The following is a 15,110-nucleotide window of genomic DNA, read 5'->3' on the forward strand; positions in this document are numbered from 1 at the left end:
GGTGGCACCTGCTAATGAGCAATGACAGCAAATTAAGACTTGTTCAGGATTACTTGTCTTCTCACAAGGATAAAGACGTTGAGCCGATTTGGATACCTGCGGTGTGGAACGAGTGCCAATATGAACGTGTTCTCTTCGCCAAAGAGGGTGAAATTTGTGTACACCCGTATGATTTTATGACGGAGCACTTCAAGTATTTGGACAAGCTTTCGTGGAGGTATTTGCTCAAGGAGCGCACGAATCTGGATGACAGTGCTATCTATTCCGCGCTTGTCCGTTACTCAACAGCTTGGGATTACAATCATGATGGAACAACAGAGTCCGGTACTTTTTTGCGGTTCTGTATTCTTCTGCCGCTGCTGAAAAGGATGGGTATCAATATTTTATATATGCTTCCGGTCAACCAGTATAGCACGTTGAACCTGAAGGGAGACATCGGATCACCTTACGCTGTGCAATCGTTATTCCGTCTGGATCAGAACCTGCATGACAGCCTGCTCGACGGCATGGACAACTTCACCATTCACGATGAGCTTGGCGCTCTGGTAGAAGCCTGCCATTTGCTTGATATTAAGACTGTTGTCGATTTTATTCCGCGCGTAACAGCGAAAAACAGTGAGTTCATAGCCGAGCATCCTGATTGGGTGTATTGGATCAAGACTGATGCTCTTGAGGGTTTTGCGCCGCCTTCGATTCCAGAGCTTGGTTTTTTTGAGGAATGTACGCCTGACAAGCTGGAGCTGGTCTATCGAAGCCAAGAGACTGAAGCGTTTCTTCAGAAGTTTTCACAGCCGCCAAACGAACTGAATCCAGTCATTTGGCAGCAATTAAGAGAAAGGGTTGCCAGAACCGGAGAAGAAATACTGACTTTGGTGGAGCAGGAACTGGGGATAACGACTTCTCCGGCGCATTCTGACTGGATTAATGATGTGCAACCGATTTGGACAGACATTACGTTCTTGCGCCTCTATAAGGATTTCTCTCCGCAAGTGAGACATCTTATAAGTCCGGATCAAGCGCCATTTGTACTGTTCGATACCATTAAATGCAATGACTACCCTGGAGAAGAACCCAATCTTGAGCTGTGGGATGTTCTGGAGCAGGCAGTACGGTTTAATCTCGAAACGTATGGGATTGACGGCTTCCGGATTGACATCGGACATGTGCTTCCGACTCCGCTGCTTACCCGTATTTTTGACACGATTAAAGAGATAAATCCGAATGCCATATTGATCAGCGAAGACTTGTTTAACCGCAATCACAAGAAAGCGGCCAGCACCGGCTACAATATTATGCTTGGCAGCGGATGGAATGTCATGACGCAAATGACGAAGGACAATCTGGTTGCCTACCTGGAGGAACTGCCTGAGTTAAATATCCATGTGTTTGCCTGTGCAGAAACGGCAGATACACCCCGGATCACGAGCCGGGGCGGCGTAGAGGTTGCCCGTATGACCGCGGTATTTAATCAGTTTCTTCCGAACGCAATTCCATACGTGACAACCGGTTATGAAATGAACGAAGAGCAGCCATTGAACTGCGGTCTTGGAGACAATACGAACGGAAGCGACATCCCGCGCGCATTTTTTAATGTCCTGAAGATTAATTGGACGAATCCTGCACCGCTTCTGCCACTGCTGGCTGAGCTAAGTGACTTCAAAAAAGACTGGCTCGAGCTGGTCAAGCCGGACAATTTCTTTGTGGCTGAATCACCGGACGGTACTGTGCTCTACGGATACATGCGTGGCGATCTAACGATGCTGTGCTGCTTTAATTTGAATGCTGATGCTAGCTCTGAAATCGATTTAATGGCTGCCGTCCCTGGCCGCGGTCCAATGACTGTGGCACTGGATAGCTCCTTAACTACCGGTAGCATAGGTCAGTCGCTAGACAACTTACTGCTTGCACCCAATCAGGCTGTGGTGCTTGTCAGCAACAATAGTCAATTAAAGGAGAGAGGCTGCTATGCAGAAGAACAACAAAGAACTCGTCTTATGGCATGAATTTGATGGTCCGGGGGATACCTCGATTGAAGTGCTGGAGGGAATCTGCAAGCTGTACACGGAGCGCTTTGGTATACAGGTGACCCCACAAGTGATGAACATTACGGAGCTCATTACGGGTCTGAACGGAGTCAAGGACACCTGTCAGGGTCCGCAGCTGGCAATGGTTCCTGCGGACATGTCCTCCTATGTCGAGAACGGGCTGTACTCCGAAGTGCCGGGCGGGCTGTTTGCCGATGTGCTCACGGAAGGTGCTCTTTCAACAATGCAGGTAAATGGTGTTCAGTATGGTGTACCGGTATTACGGGGCAACCATCTGGTTGTCTATTACAATAAAGAGATTTATGCCAGTGCGCCGACGACATGGGACATATTCGAAGAGGCCGCGGAGCGGCTGTCGGCTCAGGGCATCGTGCCAATCGGGGCAGATCTACAGCAAGGCTATTGGTTTATTCCGTTCCTCTCGGCATTTGGCGGTTGGCCTGTAGAGGCAGGCAAGCCGAATCTTGCCACCTCTGAAATGAAGCAGGCGCTTCATTTCATCCGCAACAAGATGGACCAAGGTGTACTCACCAGTCTCGACGGCTCACACGGACTGCTTGAGCAGTTCATTGACGGTAAAATCGGCGCGATTATTTGCGGCGAGTGGATTTATAACCATCTGGACAAGCATATGAAACATAAGCTTGGGGTTTGTCAGCTTCCAGTCATTGCAGGCCGGCAATCATTGTCCATGTCTTCATCCATCGGTCTGATTTACCCTAATCATTCGTTAGCGTCGGAGGAACGGGAGAATATCTTATCGTTCACGCGTTTTATGCTAAGCGAAGAATGCCAGTCGATGTGGGCGTTCCAGGTACAGCGGATTCCGGCTCATGAGGAGGTGCAGAATCATCTGGCCGCTTCTGCTGCGCCTAACAAAAAAGAGATTCTGTCGCTTCTGAATCATGCGCGCCCGATGCCAATCGATTCATTCATGATCCATATCTGGGAGGCGCTCAGTGCCGGTCTGAACGAACTGCCTAAGAGTAATCCGGAACAGGCGCTCCAAAAAATGGATCTGACGATCCAGAAATCTTTAAGCGCATTTCAAAGCTAATAAGAGATGGGGAGAAGCGAAATGAAAACTACTATATTCAGCCAAATTTCTATAGATGGAAAGCTAACGATGGGGGCAGGTAATTCGAGTAAGGAGCTATTTTCGTTGTTTTCCAGTCAAGATATCGAATTCATCCATCTATTCCGGGGCAATGTACAGGGGATTATGGTCGGTAAAAATACAATTCTGACGGACAATCCATTTCTCACGAATCGATATGAGGCCAACAAAAATCCAATCCGCATCATTCCGACGACTACTTTGGACATTCCGCTGGACAGCAATGTGCTCTCCGATCAGGGGAAGACGATTATCGTCACGACCGAGAAAGGGCGGGACGAGGAGAAAATGAGACTGATCCGGGAAAAAGGGAAGGAATGCCTCGTCTGCGGCGAGGACAAAGTCGATTTCGTGGAGCTTGAGCGTCAGCTGGAGGAGAACTACGGCATTACCAACCTGATGGTAGAAGGAGGAGGCTTTCTGAACTGGCATATTTTCAATCAGGACATCGTCGATGAGATTATTCTGATGCAGCTTCCGATCATCATAGGCGGCTCCACGAACATTACTTTAGTGGATGGAGAAGGGTATCAGGAATTGTGCTTTGCGAAAAAGTTCAAGGTTGTAGAAGTTCAGCCAAAAGAAAATTACACGCTCATGCGCTACAAAAAAGTGATGTGACCTCACACTAAGTCATAGACTTCGAATGGCTAGGGGAGCTGTAAATCGAGAATATGGGGGTTATGAAGAATCCATGTCAGACAAGGATAATTTCTACAAAAGTGTATATAAAATCGCTGTGCCCGTTACGCTTCAAAGCTTGCTGATGGCATTGCTCAATTTGACGGATCAAATGATGGTCGGGCAGCTGGGGGATGTGGCAATCGCCTCGGTCGGGATGTCTACAAAAATATACGGGATCATAGCGGTTGTATTGGCCGGTTTATCGACGGGGGTATCCATTTATGCCGCCCAGTTTTGGGGGAACAAAGATGCCAAAAGTGTATCCCACGTCCTCGGTCTCGGGCTGATCGTCGGCTTTGCGTTCTCGTTCCTGTTCTCTGCGGCTGTCTTCATCGATTCACCGCTGTTTCTGAGCATGTTCACCACAGACGTGAATGTAATAGACGATGGGTACATTTTCTTGCGGGTGATGTCACTTGGATTCGTGCCCGTCATGCTCACGATGATGTATTCCGCGATTTTGCGCAGTACCGGGCATGCCAAATGGCCAATGTATGTAAGCTTAATTACAGTTGGTTTGAATATTATCCTGAACTACGTGCTTATTTTCGGTCACTTCGGCTCTCCTGAGTTTGGTCTGAAGGGCTCGGCTATGGCTACCCTTATTTCCAGGGTTTTCGAATGTTTGTTAATCATTGGTGCCGTATACCGGTATCGTTTGCCGGGAGCTGTTGGATTAAAGAACTTATTCATGATTCCTAAACCGCTCATCCGCAAGTTTTTTGGAACGACCTATCCGCTGCTGTTGACTGAATTGATCTGGGTATTGGGCGAAACGGCATATGCGATCATCTACAGCCGCATGGGAACGACAGAGATGACTGCGATGACCATTACATTCCCGCTGCAAGGGCTTTGCATCGGTTTGTTGTCCGGTCTGGCTAGTGCAGCCGGGGTAATGGTTGGTAACCGTTTAGGTGCGAACGAGACCGATATCGCACTCGATCACGCCAAACGGTTCATTCGCCTTGGAATCATTATCTCTCTGATCGTCGGGGCCATTATTGCGGTAGGCTCGAAGCTGTATGTCTCTGCGTTCAATATCTCCGAGGATGCCAAACAAATGAGCATTTATATCGTTATCGTGTTCGCCGGATTTCTTTGGGTCAAAGTATCCAATATGATTATCGCCGGCGGCATTCTGAATAGCGGGGGAGATAGCAAGTTCGTGTTCGGTATGGAATCGACCGCAACGTGGCTTATAGGCGTCCCATCCGGGCTGCTGCTGTCTTACATTTGGAAGCAGCCTGTCTACCTTGTGTATCTCGTCATCTCTCTGGAGGAGGTTGTCCGCTTTGGCTTCGGCTACGCCCGGATTTACTCCCGCAAGTGGATGCGAAATTTAGTAAGCGATCTGAGTAAACTCGAAGTCTGATTTTCTGCGAGATAAAGGTCCTTGACAAATAAATGTTGTTACAGCTACTATAGCTGTGACAACTTGTTGAGGATGGGTGAGGGTTATGCCTAACGGATTTGATTATACAGAGCTGATTGGATTCCAGATTATTAAGGGCGAGGTGCTGATCAAGCGCAGGATGCTGGGCATTTTTATGGAGAAGGGCTACGACCTGACCTTTGAGCAATGGACAGTGCTGAATGTGCTGTATGCGGGACCTGGAATTAATCAGAGCGAGATTGCGGCCAGAACCTTCAAGGACAAGACGAATGTTACGCGTATTCTGGATGTGCTTGCCAAGAAGGGGTATGTGGCCCGTGAAGCGCATGGCAAAGACCGCCGGAGCTATCAGATTTATCTGACAGCAGCGGGTAAAGAGATGTTCGCCGACCTTATTCCCCATGTGAACCAGTTAAATGAACAATTTAAGCAAGCGATCCCGGATGAGGAATTGGCGCAATTCATCCACACCTTGGAGAAAATTTGCCGGAATGCACAATAAATTTTTTTGTCCAAATGGTTGTTATAGCTATTATATATATAACCACTATATATGATAAACTTGAAAATTCAATAAAATGGGTAGAAGTGCGGAGGGGAAGTTTGGAACTGTAGGAGCGAACGCGTCCGCCTGAAAGCTTTCCGCAGGAAAGCTCGCATCGGAAGCATAGGCAAGGTTTGGATTTCTACCGCTCCCAGCGGAAAAAATCAGGAAATCCAAACATAACAGCGGCCGGAAGTCCAAACATTCCCCGCAGTTACAACCAGACCCCATTATGAAAATCTAAAGTTTAACTTATATAAATCTCAACCACGAAAGGATTGGGTGATCATGACAGAGCTCACAATGAAGGAAAGATTCGCATTCCGGTTTGTTTTTAATGAAGAGAGAGTGTATCAGCACTGGTATGGCAGGTTTCTAATGTTCGGGACGGATTATGGAAGACTTCGAAGAGTGGTGGCGAGAATCGGCGATTGGCGCAAGTGGTGTGAGATCTGGACGGCAGAAGGAGATGAGGTGTACCGCATTGCGGAAAAGGCACTTGCAGAAGGCAATCTGGGCAAATCCAGGGCTTTGTTCCATGAAGCGGTGGCCTGCTACCATGCGGGTCAGCATATCTTTTTTATCGACAGCGTGCAGAAAGAAGCCACACAGGAAAAGGCAAGGAAAAGCTATGTCCGGGCACTCTCTTTGTATAACGACACGGAGAAGCCTGTCCGGGTGGATATCCCGTATCGCGGAGTTTCCATCCCCGGATATTTGCGGAAAGCAGACACGGAAGGCAGGCCCCTTGTTATTTTTGTGAATGGCATGGATAACATTAAAGAGGCAGAAGGGCATCATTTCGGCTCGGTGTTTAGCGGGCAGGGCTTTAATTTTTTTACATTCGACGGACCGGGACAGGGGGAAATGTGGCGTTCGCTAAAATTTGATGCCCGGGATTACCATTCTGCGGTATCCGCGGTAATCGACTGGTTTGAACAGCAGCCGCCGAGCGGAATGGATCTCACAAGGATCGGCCTTGTCGGCTTCAGTCTGGGGGGATATTTGGCGCCTGAGGCGGCAGCCCGCGATTCGAGAGTGAAATGTACGGCCGGTAACAGCGGTCTGGTGTATATCGGCGGGTTGCGGGGGTTGAAGCAGCTAAATCCGATCTGGCAGCGGGGGGTTACCTATATGACGGGCTGCGAAACACTGGAAGCGGCGCTCCCGCAGTTCAATTATGATATTGAAGAGGCTCCCGCCCTGCGCTCACCGCTGCTCTTTTACCATGCGGGCCGTGATGAGGTGATGCCTTTGCCCAAGACGCATGCAGACAAAATGGTGGGCTGGGCCAAAGGGGAAACGACGCTGAATTATATGGAGGATGCGGAGCATTGCACCATGAATTATCTGGACGAAGTCTTCCCGGAAATTTTGGATTGGTTCAAAAAGCATCTGCGTATGTAACTTGTACGGCGTAGCTTACAAATAATCACAGAAAACAACTGTCTGCAATCCAGGCAGTTGTTTTTTTACAAATGTTACTATTACTCTTAATGTCTGGCGAATAGTGTCCCCCTATATTGCTTTTCTGACCAATACCAAGCTGGTGGCCAACCCGCCGAAGAGCTGGGAGGACCTGAAGAACGGCAATTACAAAATCATCGTGGGCGATGTGACCAAAGCGGCTCAGGCCCAAATGGCTGTGCTCGCCGCAGCGATTGCTTTTGGCGGAGATGAGTCGAACATTGAACCGGGGATTGCCTTCTTTGAAGACCTGGCGAAAAAAGGCCGGCTCTCCAATGCTGAGGCTTCACTTGCCAACATCGAGAAGGGTGAAGTGGAAGTGACGCTGCTGTGGGATTTCAACGCGCTGAACTATAAGGACCAGATCGACAAAAATGGTTTTGACGTTGCGATCCCAAAGGAAGGCAGTGTGGTAAGCGGTTATGCGACGGTCATCAACAAATGGGCCCCGCATCCCAATGCGGCCAAGCTGACGCGCGAGTATATTCTTAGCGACGAAGGGCAGATCAATCTGGCGAAAGGCTATGCCCGTCCGATCCGCGACAGTGTGAAGCTGCCGGAGGATGTTGCCGCGAAGCTGCTGCCTCAAGCGGAATACGCCAATGTGAGGCCGGTTGGTGACTATAAAGAAAAACTGGGCGTTTATTATGGTTTGGAGTTAAGTAAGCGGATACGTTAGATTCTTATTTAGAAAGAAAGGGGCATCCCTGCAATGGGAGGCCTTTTAAACTTGCCGTTACAGACAGTGCGGAGAACTGTATCATAAGTAGAGGTGAGCCACTTTCAGTCATTAATTATTTTTTAAGTTAATAAATTTCCTAAATAATGTTGAAAATAATGGGTAAAATAAAAATGTTGACAAGATAACATTGATTACGGGTGATATTTAGAAAGAAAATTAAATGAAAGGGTTTGCAATTATTTTTTGCGTATGATAAAATTCAAATTGTTAAGTTAATATATTTACTAAAAGGTGTTGTGACGAATGGCTACAGTAAAAGATATAGCGATAAAAGCCAATGTATCTCCGGCGACGGTTTCCCGTGTTCTAAATAATGATGCCACACTTTCTGTAAGTGAAGGGACGCGCGAACGGATTTTTCAAATTGCAGAACTGATGCAATATAAGCCAAGCCGTGTGAAGCGGCTGAAACAAGAAAGCGATTTATCCAGCAAGCAGGTAGGATTGCTTCTATGGATCTCTACCGATGATGAAAAGGAGGATCCGTATTTCACCAAAATCCGCATTAGTATTGAAAAAAGATGTGATGAGCTTGGAATTCCCATTGGAAGAGTGATCAGAGGAAATGAAGTAGATCCAGCGGCTTGTCAACAAATGGATGGTCTGATCGTGGTGGGTTCTATTGATACGGAGGATATCCATAGGATTTTTCCTAATCACAAGTCTATCGTATTGGTCAACCATACACTTGAAGAATTAAGGGGGTATGATTCGGTCAGTATCAACTTTAAGCAGGCTGTAAAAGATGTGGTTGAACACTTTATAGCTCTTGGATACCGGGATATCGGCATGATTGGGGGACGAGATTACCTTTACAAGCTATGGGCCAAACATGAAGGAGATACTGTGGTAGATAAGCGCCAAGTTTACTTTGAACAACTGATGAATGAAAAGGGACTGTTTAATGAAGATTATATGTTCTTTGGAGATTGGAGTACAGCTAGTGGTTATGAGCAAATGAAAGCGCTTCTCAGAAGGCCAGACCGTCCGAGAGCGTGCTTCGTTGCCAGTGATCCGATGGCCATTGGTGCCCTTCGGGCGTTGCAGGAACAACAGGTAAAGGTGCCTGAGGAGATGGCAATCATAGGATTTGATGATGTAGAGGTTTCGGCATATATGAATCCGCCTCTGACAAGTGTGAGAGTTTATCCAGAGCAAATCGGCAGAACGGCTGTACAACTTTTGATGGAACGTTTGGAAGGGAGGGAACCGGCCATTCACGCTGTGATCGAAACTGAGCTAGTGGTTCGGGAAAGCTGCGGAGCACACAAGAATATGAACAAATAAGTTTGTAGATTCCATGGAGGAGGTGATTTATGGAACAAGTTAAACAAAAGACCCAGTCACGGCAATGACTAGGTCGGCTAGGAAAAACACCAATACTATTGTACCGGAAATGGAGTTCGCATTCAACTAAAGTCTGGGGGACAGTATGATGAAAAAACCATTATCTCTTGCTATTGCATTAGTGTTAATATTATCCACTCTTAGCGCATGTGGCGGCAATAAAGATGCATCTGGCAGCAAGAAAGAAGAAGCTTCCGGCGGTGACAAAAAGGTTAAGATCGAGTTTTTCCAATATAAATCCGAAGCTGTTGCCACTTATGATGCATTGATTAAAAAATTCGAAGCCGCTAACCCGGGCATCGACATTGTTCAGACTAACGTTCCTGAAGCAGCTACGGTGCTGAAAACCCGTATAGCCAAGGGTGATGTGCCGGATATCATCTCGGTGGGCGGAGATGCCCAATTCGAGGATCTTTCCAGAAACGGTGTGCTGGCCGATCTTACGAATTACCCGGGTCAGGCCAATGTAATCGAGAACTACAAGAAAACCCTGCAATTGATTACGGGGTCTGAAAAGCTTTACGGCGTGCCTTTTGCCGCCAACGCAAACGGCATCATCTACAATAAAGACGAATTCAAAGCACTGGGGTTATCGGTTCCGACTACTAAGGACGAGATGGATAAGGTCTTGGCTACAATTAAAGCAGCAGGTAAAGTGCCATTTCACTTGGCTTTTAAAGATGCCTGGACCGCCCTGCCTGCTTGGAATGTGTTCGTAGCGGACTTGCAGCCTGCAACGTTCTACGCGGATCGTAAAGCGGGCAAGACCACTTTCGCCGCCGGCCATAAAGAATTGATGGCTCAATATGTTGAGTTTATGCAGAATGGCCAGGAGGGAGACCGTTTCGCCGACGGCTATAATGACGCGAATGCCAAATTCGCCAAAGGCTCCTCCGTAATGTATCTTCAAGGCGTTTGGGCCATTCCGGAGATCCTGAAGGCTAATCCCGATATTAAGCTTGGCGTCTTCCCCTACCCGTTAACCAATGATAAATCCAAGAACTTTCTAGTATCCGGTGTCGATGTATTGTTTGCCCTCTCCGCCTCATCCAAAGCTCCGGAGGAAGCGAAGAAATTTATCGACTTCATGATGCAGACAGATAACGCCCAGCAGTATATAAACGAGCAGAAATCCTTCTCCGCCATTAAAGATGTGTTCCAGAACGATGAAGTATATGCGGACCTTAAGCCGGCATTTGAAGAAGGCCGAGTAGCGGACTTTCCGGATCACTATATTAACGGTATGGCCCTTGACGTAATTATTCAAGAGCTGATGCAGAAGAAAAATGTTGATGATGCCCTGAAAAAAATGGACGAAGAATATGACAAATTGGCGAATCGTTAATACCAGAGCCTAAATAGCATTGTAAAAGGGGGTGAAAAGCATAATGTCGCTTTTCATTCCTATTTTAATGGGGAGAAGGAGGAATGCATGGTGAAAAGAAAAAATATGGGAACCTACTTGTTACTGGTCTTGCCTGCTTCTATATTGTTTTTTATCTTCCATACCATACCGGCTTTAATGGGCATATTTTACAGCTTTACGGATTGGAACGGACTTCGGCCTACTTACAAAATCGTGGGGTTCGTAAACTATCTCAATGTTTTTAAAGATAAGGATGTTCTGGGTGCATACCTGTTTACGTTCAAATTTGCCATCGTAACGACGATTTTAGTGAATATTCTGAGCTTAGCCATAGCGCTGGCACTGAATAGTAATATTAAATTTAAAAACTTTTTTAAAGGTCTTTATTTTATGCCTTATATCTTAAGTATGTTGATTGTTGCTTATATTTTCAATTATTTCTTTGCGAATTTTTGGATTGATATGATGGGATACCTGGGGATTGAGAAGTGGATGGTCAACCCGCTCGGAAATGAGAAGGGCTCATGGCTGGCGATTGTTTTCGTTACTGTGTGGCAATCTGCGGCTTTTAACACGGTATTGTACCTGGCAGGGCTACAAACAATTTCTGAAGATCTGTACGAGGCCTCTGCTCTGGACGGGGCTAATAAATGGAAGGAATTTTGGGGTATAACGTTCCCGATGATTGCTCCATTTTTCACGATAAATATGGTGCTCTCCCTAAAGGGATTTCTACAGGTCTTCGATCAGATTCTTGCACTGACGGGTGGAGGCCCCTTCGGAGTTACCCGTTCGATTGCGTTTTTGATTTACAAGAACGGATTCTCGGGTAATGAATTTGCTTTCCAATCGGCCAATGCTGTTATTTACTTTGTGGTTATTGTGGCAATTTCATTTATCCAGCTTCGTTATCTGCAGAAGAGGGAGCTGAATTTATAATGCGTTTAAACCGGACCAATTGGGTAGCCACTTGTTTTCTTATTGCCGGGTCTATATTTGTGCTATTCCCCTTGTATATGACATTCATGCTGGCAATAAAAAATAACCAGGAAATTGCAAATGGTGTTCTCGCTTTTCCGAAAGAATGGAGATGGGAAAACTTCGGCATCGCTGCTGATCAGGTTAATTATTGGCAAAAGTTTCGGAATAGCTCTATCATCACCATATTGACTGTTACCTTTACACTATTGACCAATTCTTTTGTCGCCTATGCGATAAAGAAAAAATTTGACCATAAGTTTTTTAAAGGTCTTTATTTTTACTTCATCAGTGCGATGTTTGTTCCATTCCCGATTATCATGCTCCCTGTTGTAAAATTGACAGCCAAATTCGGTTTGGATAATCTGTATGGCCTCATAGTGCTCTATATTGTTTATGGCTTATCCTTTAACGTCCTGCTGTATGTAGGATATCTAAGAAGCTTGCCTCAAGAGCTTGATGAAGCGGCTGTTGTAGATGGCGCTTCAGTGTGGCAAACATTCTGGAAGATTGTATTTCCGCTGCTGGCGCCTATTAATGCTACGGTTGCCATTATAACAACGGTATGGGCATGGAATGACTTTTTGCTGCCGCTTATTATGCTGGACCAAGAATCGCAAGCCACTTTGCCGCTTGCACAATTCATTTTCCAATCGAAATTCGGACAGGATACGAACCTTGCGTTCGCTTCCTACTTAATGGCTATGGCACCTATGCTGGTTGTATATATACTGGCGCAAAAATGGATTATCAGCGGTGTTACACGCGGGGCAGTGAAATAACTGTCCAAAATAGGTTTAACTACACAGAGAATAAGGAGAGCAATGATGGCTATCTTTTATCATGAACAAGAGGGGTTATTCCACCTTCAGTCGAAGGACATGAGCTACGTGATTCAACTGGTTCATGGCTATCCCGCCCATGCGTATTGGGGAAAAAAACTAAGTCAGGAAGGGAACCTGACTGGGCTGCTTCAGCATATAGAGCGTTGTTCCTTCATTCCAAATTCGGTCCCGGGAGACAACAGCATATCCTTGGATACTCTGCCCCAGGAGTACCCCCAATATGGAACGGGCGACTTCCGGACTCCAGCCTATCAGATCCAGTTGGAAAACGGCACCAGGGTGACGGAGCTGGTATACAGGACTCACCGAATAGTTCAAGGTAAGCCTTCCCTCGAAGGGCTGCCGGCGGTATATGCAGAAGATGGCGACGATGTACAGACACTTGAACTGGAGCTCAGTGATGAACATTTAGGGCTTACAGTTGTGCTGAGCTATACCGTGTTTGAGACATTCAGCGCCATTGCACGGTCCGTAAAGTTCACCCACAAAGGGAAGGAGCCGTTACGTCTCCTGAAGGCTGCGAGTGCCAGTGTGGATTTTCAGGATGCTGATTTCGATTGGCTAAACCTGTACGGTTCTTGGACCAGAGAGCGTCACATTGAAAGAAGACCCTTAGGCCATGGAGGTATAACCGCCCAGAGCCGCCGGGGCGCAAGTAGTCACCAGATGAATCCCTTTGTTGCTCTGCTCCGGCCGAATGCGGATGAAGACCAGGGGGATGTATTCGGATTCAGCCTGGTGTATAGCGGTAACTTCGAGGCGGAGGCGGAGGTCGATCAGTTCGATACAACGCGGGTATCCATCGGGATTAATGCTTTCGATTTCTCGTGGCTTTTGTTGCCAGGTGAGAGCTTCCAAACGCCAGAGGCCGTGATGGTTTATTCGCCGGAAGGGTTGGGAGGCATGTCTCGCACCTATCATAAGCTGTATCGGACACGTTTATGCCGAGGTGCTTACCGTGACCGGGAACGTCCGATTCTGGTCAATAATTGGGAAGCGACGTACTTCGACTTTAACGCAGACAAGATCGAGGCAATCGCTGCAACGGCCGCTGGGCTGGGGATTGAGCTCTTTGTATTGGATGATGGCTGGTTTGGCAAGCGGGATGATGATACCAGCTCTTTGGGGGACTGGATTGTGGACCGCAATAAGCTGCCCCAGGGCCTGCAGGATCTGGCAGAACGGGTCAATCGACAGGGCCTGCAGTTCGGTCTCTGGTTCGAGCCAGAGATGATTTCTCCCGACAGCGACCTTTATACGAAGCATCCGGACTGGTGTCTGCACGCTCCACAGCGGCGGCGGACGGAGGCCCGGAAGCAGCTGGTTCTCGATATGTCACGGCTGGATGTGCAGGATTATCTGTTTGAATCGCTAAGCGCGGTCCTCGAATCGGCTCCTATTTCTTACGTCAAGTGGGACATGAACCGGAACATGACTGAGATCGGTTCGGCATTGGCAAGTGCGGAACGGCAGTCCGAGACAGCCCACCGGTATATACTTGGACTTTACGAGCTCCTTGAGCGGTTAACGGAAAAATTCCCTAAGGTGTTGTTCGAAAGTTGCTCCGGTGGGGGAGGCCGCTTCGATCCGGGGATGCTGTATTACATGCCGCAGACCTGGACGAGTGACGATACCGACGCAGTTGAGCGTCTCAAGATTCAATACGGCACCAGCATCGTTTACCCAATCAGCACGATGGGCGCTCATGTATCCGCTGTACCGAATCATCAGGTAGGCCGGACAACCCCTCTTGAGACACGCGGAGACGTAGCCATGTCCGGCAACTTTGGCTATGAGCTTGATCTGACTGTATTTACCGAGGAAGAGAAAGCGATAGTCCGGGGGCAGGTGGCTGCATATAAGGAGATACGGTCCTTGGTGCAGCAAGGTGATTTCTATCGCTTAAGGAGTCCTTTTTCAGGCAAGGGGAATGAGACGGCATGGATGTTTGTTTCCGAAGACCGTAAAGAGGCCTTGGTATTTTATTTCCAAGTGCTTGCAGTGCCTAACGCTCCCATGAAGCGCTTGGCCTTGAAGGGCCTAAATCAGGAATGGACCTATAGCGTTGAAGGGCTGGATGATCACAGAGGAGATTTTCTCATGCAGGCAGGCCTCCATATCCCTCAATTTCATCAAGATTACGTAAGCAAATGGTGGAAGGTGAAGGCGGTTCAAGGGTAAGCAGAGCAAGCTATACTTATATCGTTAATTGAACAGTGAAATAATAACCGACCTGATTGGTCGACAGATAAAGAAATACTTGGCATAAGCCTCGAAGCGAGGGGGCTGTCTCAAAAGCCATGAAATGGCTACTTGAGACAGCCCCGCTGTTTTTGAGTTGGATGGACTTGCGCACTTGGTGCGGACGCTCCGCGAACGGACCGTTGCTACAATCGCTGTGCTCTCCAGATTTTATTTATTTCCCGTAGCGGTAAAAATCCGGAGAGCAAGGCGACCGCTACCGCTTTTCCGCAATCAGTCCGTCCTCTCCGCTGTTTAAGCGGGGGAACGTTCCTACAATTCTTTCAAAAATCACAAAAAGAAATCGCCCTTTGGTAAAATGGAAGTGTCGAGCAACC

At 47.4% G+C, this 15,110-nt stretch carries 11 protein-coding genes and 1 pseudogene; all 12 read left to right on the top strand.

From position 1 onward, the window contains the following. The first annotated feature begins 14 nt into the window (after nucleotides 1–14). A complete protein-coding gene (locus tag A3848_RS30995) occupies nucleotides 15–2,003 on the top strand; it encodes an alpha-amylase family protein (RefSeq protein ID WP_074088867.1) in 1,989 nt (662 codons plus the stop codon). After that, entirely contained in the window at nucleotides 1,966–3,102 is a 1,137-nt protein-coding gene (locus A3848_RS31000; RefSeq protein WP_074088868.1) for a sugar ABC transporter substrate-binding protein, read from the top strand. Before A3848_RS30995 ends, A3848_RS31000 begins: the two co-directional genes overlap by 38 nt. A gap of 21 nt (nucleotides 3,103–3,123) precedes the next feature. Continuing rightward, a complete protein-coding gene (locus A3848_RS31005) occupies nucleotides 3,124–3,783 on the top strand; it encodes a dihydrofolate reductase family protein (protein ID WP_074088869.1) in 660 nt (219 codons plus the stop codon). A 73-nt stretch (nucleotides 3,784–3,856) separates the two neighbouring features. Continuing rightward, nucleotides 3,857–5,221, top strand: a complete 1,365-nt coding sequence (locus tag A3848_RS31010; protein WP_074088870.1) for an MATE family efflux transporter — start codon at nucleotides 3,857–3,859, stop codon at nucleotides 5,219–5,221. 85 nt (nucleotides 5,222–5,306) lie between these two features. Continuing rightward, nucleotides 5,307–5,744, top strand: a complete 438-nt coding sequence (locus tag A3848_RS31015; RefSeq protein ID WP_074088871.1) for a MarR family winged helix-turn-helix transcriptional regulator — start codon at nucleotides 5,307–5,309, stop codon at nucleotides 5,742–5,744. A gap of 330 nt (nucleotides 5,745–6,074) precedes the next feature. Beyond that, nucleotides 6,075–7,193 (top strand): alpha/beta hydrolase family protein, encoded by a 1,119-nt coding sequence (locus A3848_RS31020; protein ID WP_074088872.1) that lies wholly within the window; start codon nucleotides 6,075–6,077, stop codon nucleotides 7,191–7,193. 115 nt (nucleotides 7,194–7,308) lie between these two features. Beyond that, nucleotides 7,309–7,881 (top strand): annotated as a pseudogene (locus A3848_RS31025) (ABC transporter substrate-binding protein); the annotation flags it as partial. A 357-nt stretch (nucleotides 7,882–8,238) separates the two neighbouring features. Continuing rightward, on the top strand, nucleotides 8,239–9,282 hold the full coding sequence (locus A3848_RS31030) for a LacI family DNA-binding transcriptional regulator (protein WP_074088873.1): 1,044 nt from the start codon (nucleotides 8,239–8,241) through the stop codon (nucleotides 9,280–9,282). 148 nt (nucleotides 9,283–9,430) lie between these two features. Further along, on the top strand, nucleotides 9,431–10,687 hold the full coding sequence (locus A3848_RS31035; RefSeq protein ID WP_074088874.1) for an ABC transporter substrate-binding protein: 1,257 nt from the start codon (nucleotides 9,431–9,433) through the stop codon (nucleotides 10,685–10,687). Between the two features lie 87 nt (nucleotides 10,688–10,774). Further along, the gene (locus A3848_RS31040) at nucleotides 10,775–11,647 is read left to right on the top strand and encodes a carbohydrate ABC transporter permease (protein ID WP_074088875.1); all 873 of its coding nucleotides are present in this window, start codon (nucleotides 10,775–10,777) and stop codon (nucleotides 11,645–11,647) included. Next, entirely contained in the window at nucleotides 11,647–12,468 is an 822-nt protein-coding gene (locus A3848_RS31045) for a carbohydrate ABC transporter permease (RefSeq protein ID WP_074088876.1), read from the top strand. The genes A3848_RS31040 and A3848_RS31045 overlap by 1 nt, the downstream gene beginning before the upstream one ends. 45 nt (nucleotides 12,469–12,513) lie before the next feature. Next, a complete protein-coding gene (locus tag A3848_RS31050; protein ID WP_074088877.1) occupies nucleotides 12,514–14,712 on the top strand; it encodes an alpha-galactosidase in 2,199 nt (732 codons plus the stop codon). The last annotated feature ends 398 nt before the right edge of the window (nucleotides 14,713–15,110 follow it).

It is taken from the genome of Paenibacillus sp. P32E (genome assembly GCF_001909085.1).
Lineage (GTDB): Bacteria > Bacillota > Bacilli > Paenibacillales > Paenibacillaceae > Paenibacillus_AQ > Paenibacillus_AQ helianthi.